The sequence below is a fragment of the Mesorhizobium sp. M7D.F.Ca.US.004.01.2.1 genome, assembly GCF_003997785.1.
Lineage (GTDB): Bacteria > Pseudomonadota > Alphaproteobacteria > Rhizobiales > Rhizobiaceae > Mesorhizobium > Mesorhizobium loti.
Map to the genome: position 1 here is coordinate 1 of NZ_RZRQ01000364.1, position 5,433 is coordinate 5,433.

At 61.8% G+C, this 5,433-nt stretch carries 9 protein-coding genes; all 9 read right to left on the bottom strand.

Features of this window, described 5'->3' with window-relative positions; translation table 11 throughout:
* Positions 1-259: phosphotransferase (locus EN993_RS30400; RefSeq protein WP_164757908.1), on the bottom strand; the 259-nt coding region annotated here is incomplete at its 3' end.
* A gap of 5 nt (positions 260-264) precedes the next feature.
* Positions 265-1,191, bottom strand: coding sequence for a GTPase Era (gene era, locus EN993_RS30405; RefSeq protein WP_126068544.1), 927 nt, complete (start codon positions 1,189-1,191; stop codon positions 265-267).
* The gene (rnc, locus tag EN993_RS30410; protein ID WP_127265622.1) at positions 1,188-1,943 is read right to left on the bottom strand and encodes a ribonuclease III; all 756 of its coding nucleotides are present in this window, start codon (positions 1,941-1,943) and stop codon (positions 1,188-1,190) included. Before rnc ends, era begins: the two co-directional genes overlap by 4 nt.
* On the bottom strand, positions 1,943-2,692 hold the full coding sequence (lepB, locus tag EN993_RS30415) for a signal peptidase I (protein WP_127265623.1): 750 nt from the start codon (positions 2,690-2,692) through the stop codon (positions 1,943-1,945). The genes rnc and lepB overlap by 1 nt, the downstream gene beginning before the upstream one ends.
* Before the next feature lie 77 nt (positions 2,693-2,769).
* The gene (acpS, locus tag EN993_RS30420; protein WP_109662685.1) at positions 2,770-3,183 is read right to left on the bottom strand and encodes a holo-ACP synthase; all 414 of its coding nucleotides are present in this window, start codon (positions 3,181-3,183) and stop codon (positions 2,770-2,772) included.
* Positions 3,180-3,779 carry a DUF2062 domain-containing protein gene (locus EN993_RS30425; protein WP_126068541.1) on the bottom strand — a complete coding sequence of 200 codons (600 nt, stop codon included), beginning with the start codon at positions 3,777-3,779 and terminating at the stop codon, positions 3,180-3,182. Before EN993_RS30425 ends, acpS begins: the two co-directional genes overlap by 4 nt.
* 260 nt (positions 3,780-4,039) lie before the next feature.
* On the bottom strand, positions 4,040-4,450 hold the full coding sequence (locus EN993_RS30430) for a RidA family protein (protein ID WP_126068540.1): 411 nt from the start codon (positions 4,448-4,450) through the stop codon (positions 4,040-4,042).
* 15 nt (positions 4,451-4,465) lie between these two features.
* Positions 4,466-4,876 (bottom strand): VOC family protein, encoded by a 411-nt coding sequence (locus EN993_RS30435; RefSeq protein ID WP_127265624.1) that lies wholly within the window; start codon positions 4,874-4,876, stop codon positions 4,466-4,468.
* A gap of 103 nt (positions 4,877-4,979) precedes the next feature.
* Positions 4,980-5,433 (bottom strand): orotate phosphoribosyltransferase (pyrE, locus tag EN993_RS30440; RefSeq protein ID WP_127265625.1); only part of this gene is annotated, 454 nt, incomplete at its 5' end.

A 5,433-nucleotide genomic window follows, 5' to 3' on the forward strand; every position in this document is an offset into this window, starting at 1 on the left:
CTCCCATCGCCAGTGGCACGGGGATCGGCAGCGGCAGCAGCGGCGCCAGCCTTGGCAGCCAGCGATGCTCCTTTTCCACTTGCAGGGAATAGGCTGCCGCGCTCGGCAACCGCACGGTCATCTCGTCGCGGAGATGAAAAGTCCTGTTGTCCCAGCCGCCAAATTCAACCGGCCTGACCGCAAGATTCTTCCAGCGGGGAAACTGCGTGGCGATCAGCCGGCTGACAAGCGCCGTGTCGATGCTCGGCTTGCTGTCCATAGGCCCTAGCGCGGGAACTCAAGCCCCATTTCGCGGTAGCGCTCGGGGTCGTCGCCCCAGTTCTCGCGCACCTTCACGAACAGGAACAGGTGCACCTTCTGTTCGAGGATGCCTGCTATCTCCATGCGCGCCGCCTGGCCGATGGCGCGGATGGTCTCGCCCTTGTGGCCGAGCACGATCTTCTTCTGGCTGTCGCGCTCGACATAGATGGTCTGGTCGATGCGCACCGAGCCATCCGGCTTCTCTTCCCATTTCTCGGTCTCGATATGGGAAGAATAGGGCAGTTCCTGATGAAGCCTGAGATAAAGCTTCTCGCGGGTGATCTCGGCGGCGAGCTGGCGCATCGGCAGGTCCGAGATCTGGTCTTCCGGGTAGTACCAGGGGCCGGCCGGCAGAGCCTCGGCCAGATAATCGAGAACGTCCTTGCAGCCGGAACCGGTCAGCGCCGAAACCATGAAGGTACGCTTGAACGGCACCCTTTCGTTCGCTGCCGCCGACAAAGCCAGCAGCGCCTCGTGCTTGACCCGGTCGACCTTGTTGAGGATCAGCACCATCGGCTGGCGCACATCCTTCAGTCGCTCGAGAATGGCGTCGGCGTCGCCCCTGATGCCGCGCTCGGCGTCGATCAAAAGCAGCACGATATCGGCATCCTTGGCACCGCCCCAGGCGGTGGTCACCATCGCCGTGTCGAGCCGCCGCTTGGGCTTGAAGATGCCGGGCGTGTCGACGAAAACGATCTGCGCATTGTCATGCGTTGCGATGCCGCGCACTATGGCGCGGGTCGTCTGCACCTTGTGCGTGACGATCGACACCTTGGCGCCGACCAGCTGGTTGACCAGCGTCGACTTGCCCGCATTGGGCGCGCCGATCAGCGCGACGAAGCCGGAATGCGTGGGGGCAGCTTCCGTTGCCGGCTCTTCGGTGGCGGTCATGCCGCGCTCCCTTCATTAGGGCGCCGCGCGCCCTCCGATTTTTGGGTCGATGTATCGACCCAGACGCCTTCGCGCAAAAGAAATGCCGAAGCCGCCGCTTCTTCCGCGGCCCTGCGGGAGCCGCCAGTGCCGCTTATCGGCGCAAAGCCGCGGACCTGCAAGGACACCGTGAAGACAGGCTGGTGGTCCGGGCCTTCGCGCTTTTCGATCACATATTCGGGGCGCGCATCGCTGGTCTTGGCAATCCATTCCTGCAAATCGGATTTCGGATTGAGCGGCTTTGCCACGACCGTGCGCGAGCGCGGCTCCCAGTAACGCAGGACAAACCGCCGCGCGGCGTCGATGCCACCGTCAACATAAACCGCCGCGATCAGAGCTTCGACCGCATCCGCCAGATAGTTTCCGCCCGAGCCACGCGACCGCATCTTCAAGGCAGCGTCAGCCCGAACCAGATCCTCGAGCTGCATTTCGATACCGATCTCGGAGCATGTCCGCGCATCCACCAGCGCGTTGAAGCGTGGCGCGATCTCACCCTCCGGCGCGTCGGGAAATTTCTCGAAAAGCATGTCGGCGACGACAAGCCCAAGCACGCGGTCGCCAAGGAATTCGAGGCGCTGATTGTTGCTGGCCGCCTTGACCGCACTGGAATGCGTCAAGGCGGTCTCAAGCAAGCGCAGATCTGTGAAGACATGGCCGGTCTTGGCCTTCACCAAACCGGCCAGTGTTTCGCCTGTCGGGCGCTTCAAAGCCATCAATTGACGAAGTGGAACAGGCGCGAAGCGCGCATCAGCGACGGCCATTTCCAGATTTCGAGCGGGCTCGCCTTGCCGGCGATCGAGAAGAAAACAAGATTGGCGCGGCCAACCAGATTTTCCTCGGGAACGTAGCCGACGGTGAAACGGCTGTCGGCGGAATTGTCCCTGTTGTCGCCCATCATGAAATAGTGGCCAGGCGGCACGTCGAATTCGCGCGTGTTGTCGCCGATCGAGTTCGAATTCAAGTCGAGCGTGTCGTAGCTGACGCCGTTGGGCAGGGTTTCGCGATAGACGTCAATCGGGCGCGATTCCTCGGTGATGTCGGGATTGTCGATCTGGCCGGTCTTCACGCGCGGCACGCCGACGCCATTGATGAACAGCTGACCGTCCTTGACCTGGATCTTGTCACCCGGCAGGCCGACAACGCGCTTGATGTAGTCGACAGGCGGATCAGGCGGGAACTTGAACACCGCCACGTCGCCGCGCTTGGGCTCGGAACCCCAGATGCGGCCCGAAAAAATGTCGGGGCCGAAAGGCAGCGAGTAGCGCGAATAGCCGTAGGACCATTTGGTGACGAACAGATAGTCGCCTTCCAGAAGCGTCGGCCGCATTGATCCCGACGGGATCGAAAAAGGCTGAAACAGCAGCGTACGGATGACCAGGGCGAGCAAAAGCGCCTGGACGATGACGCTGACGGTCTCGCCAAGCCCGCCGGATTTCTTCTCGGATTTTTCAGCCACGCTCATGTCGTCCTCGATTGTGCGTTGGATGGTATAGAGTCTCGGCGCGCGCTGGGCAACGTCATGCCGGTCGTCAGATGCAATCAATGTGGCGCTTCTTCGACGGGCAACGCCTCGATGATCACAAAGGCTTGAGCGAGCGGGAAATCATCCGTGATGGTGAGGTGGATTGCCGCCCGGTGGCCCTTTGGCAGGATTTTGCCCAGCCGGGTCTGCGCCCCTCCAGTCAGCGCCATGGTCGGCGCGCCACTGGGGAGGTTGACGACACCCATGTCACGCCAGAAAACGCCCTGCGCCAGACCGGTGCCCAGCGCCTTGGCGCAGGCCTCCTTGGCGGCGAAACGCTTGGCATAGGAGGCCGCACGCGCCCGGCGCCCTTCGGAGCGGGCCTGCTCGAGGTCGGTGTAGATTCTCTGGATAAAACGCTGGCCGTGACGCTCCAGCGACTTTTCGATGCGTCTGATATCGATCAGGTCGCTGCCGATGCCGATGATCATCGTGCGGTGGAACCGATGCTTGGGCTGGGATGGGACGATTGCGCATGACGGAGCGCACGCTCGGCCAGGCGCTTGCGCCGCTGCTCGCGGAAGGCATTCATACCCCAGCGTGTGATGGCGTAGAACAGCAGCCCGAAGACCAGCCCGAGCGGCACCGCGCCGATCAGCATCGGCTCAAGGATGGGCTTCCACAATTGCGCAAAAGAGAGGTTATGCAGCATCTCGCCCAGATGCGCCGGCGGGCCGTGCGCCGGCAGCCGATCATGCAAGATGAGCTTGCCTGTTTCCCAGGAGGCACCCCACAGCAACGGGAAGGTCAGCGGGTTGCCGAAGAACACCGCGCCGAGGGCAGCCGCCACCAAATTGCCGGCGATCACCCAGCACAGAACGAAGGCAATGACGAAATGGAAACCGACGGGAAAGAAGGAGGCGAAGACGCCGGCCGCTACACCGGCCGCTACCGCGTGCGGTGTGGCCTTCAGCCGCAGGATGCGCTTTGAGAAATACTGCAGCGAACGCGAAAACGAGCGGCGCGGCCAAAGATAGGTACGCACCCGCTCGAAAAGACCGTCAGGTTTGCGACGTCGAAAAAGCACTCTGTTCCCGTTCCTGGTTCACCCAACGCCACCACCCCAGCCATTCCAGACCGGGGTACGACAGCCATATCTTGCGCTTTACGGTCGCCGAAAGGCAACAACGACTTTGATATAGCGACGAGCCGGCAGAAGAACAACCAACGTGCCGGCGGCGCTGCGGTCGCTTGCGGCATTCCGCGATCGGGCGTTGGGCTGCCCGACCATAGTACAATCACGGCGAATTTGAGGAAGGTCACCTAATCCCGCAGATTGTGAATGTTCTACGGCTGCCTGAACCGGTCGAGAGGAATTTCCGCAGTCGCCGTGATCTCGATCAGCAAGTCAGGGTGATAGAGGCGCACCACCTGCACGGTGGTGGTGACAGGAAACGGTTCGGCGAAAAACTGCTTGCGAATGTCCCCCGCGGCCATGAACTGCTCGATGTCCGTGGTATACTGGGTCAAAGAGATGATGTCGGCCATGGCGCCGCCCACGGATACGAGAACCGCTTGAATGTTCTCCAGTGTCTTGCGGACCTGAGCCCGCATGTCGTTCTTGCCAACGATCTGCCCCTCTCCGTCGAGAGAAACCTGTCCCTTGAGATGAACGATCTGACCTGACCCCTGGATTTTCAGCATCGAAAATGCACCGAAAGGCTGCCAGATTCCGGGCGGATTGAAGCTTGTCGCCATACGAGATCAGACCTTTCAGGTCTTGTCGGGTTCGTATTCGCTGACCTCGACGAGGTTGCCGTCGGGGTCACGGAAATAGATCGACATCATCGGACCGCGGGCACCGGTCCGCTCGACCGGCCCGACTTCCACCGCCACATCGTTGGCCGCGAGACGGGCACAGACCTCGTTCAGCGGCCGGTCTGTGATCAGGCAGAAATCACCCGATCCCAGCGTTGGCGCCTTCGCCTTCGGTTCGAAGGTCCGGCCGATCTCATGCACGTTGATCTTCTGATTGCCGAAAGCCAGCGCCGTCGGCCGGCCTGGCGTATCGATGCGTTCAAGCCCCAGCACTCGCTGATAAAAGGCGCAGGTCACTTCCAGCGAAGCGACCGTCAGCACGAAATGATCGATGCCGGCGATCATAAACGATTTGTTCTCATGCATATCGTTGCCCCAAAACCGCTGCGCACTTTTGGACGACATGCAATTTGTTTTCATGCATGTCGTTGCCCCAAAACCGCAGCACACTTTTGGGCGACATGCATAGTCATATGTTGCGGCTGCCGGGCTTGACCGCCGGGATGGCGGCAAGCTCCGGCGGCAGCCGATCGGCTGGATAGGCCGGAACCTCATATTCGGCGAGCGCGATCAGCGGCACGCCGACATCCGTCTTGCCTGCCGAACGGTCGATGATGCAGGCCGCGGCAACCACTTCGGCGCCAAGCTCGCGCAGGCATTCGATGGTCTCGCGGATCGACAGACCGGTGGTGACGATGTCCTCGACGATGACGACACGCGCCCCCCTTGCGATCTCGAAGCGGCGCAGGCGGAACTTGCCCCCTTCCCGCTCGACCCAGATCGCCGGCACGCCGAGATGGCGCGACGTCTCGTAAGCCGGGATCAGCCCGCCGATCGCCGGGCCGACGACATAGTCGATCTTGCCAGGCACTGCGGCGCGGATCTTTTCGGCCAGCGCCTTGCAAAGCCGCTCGGTCTTGTCG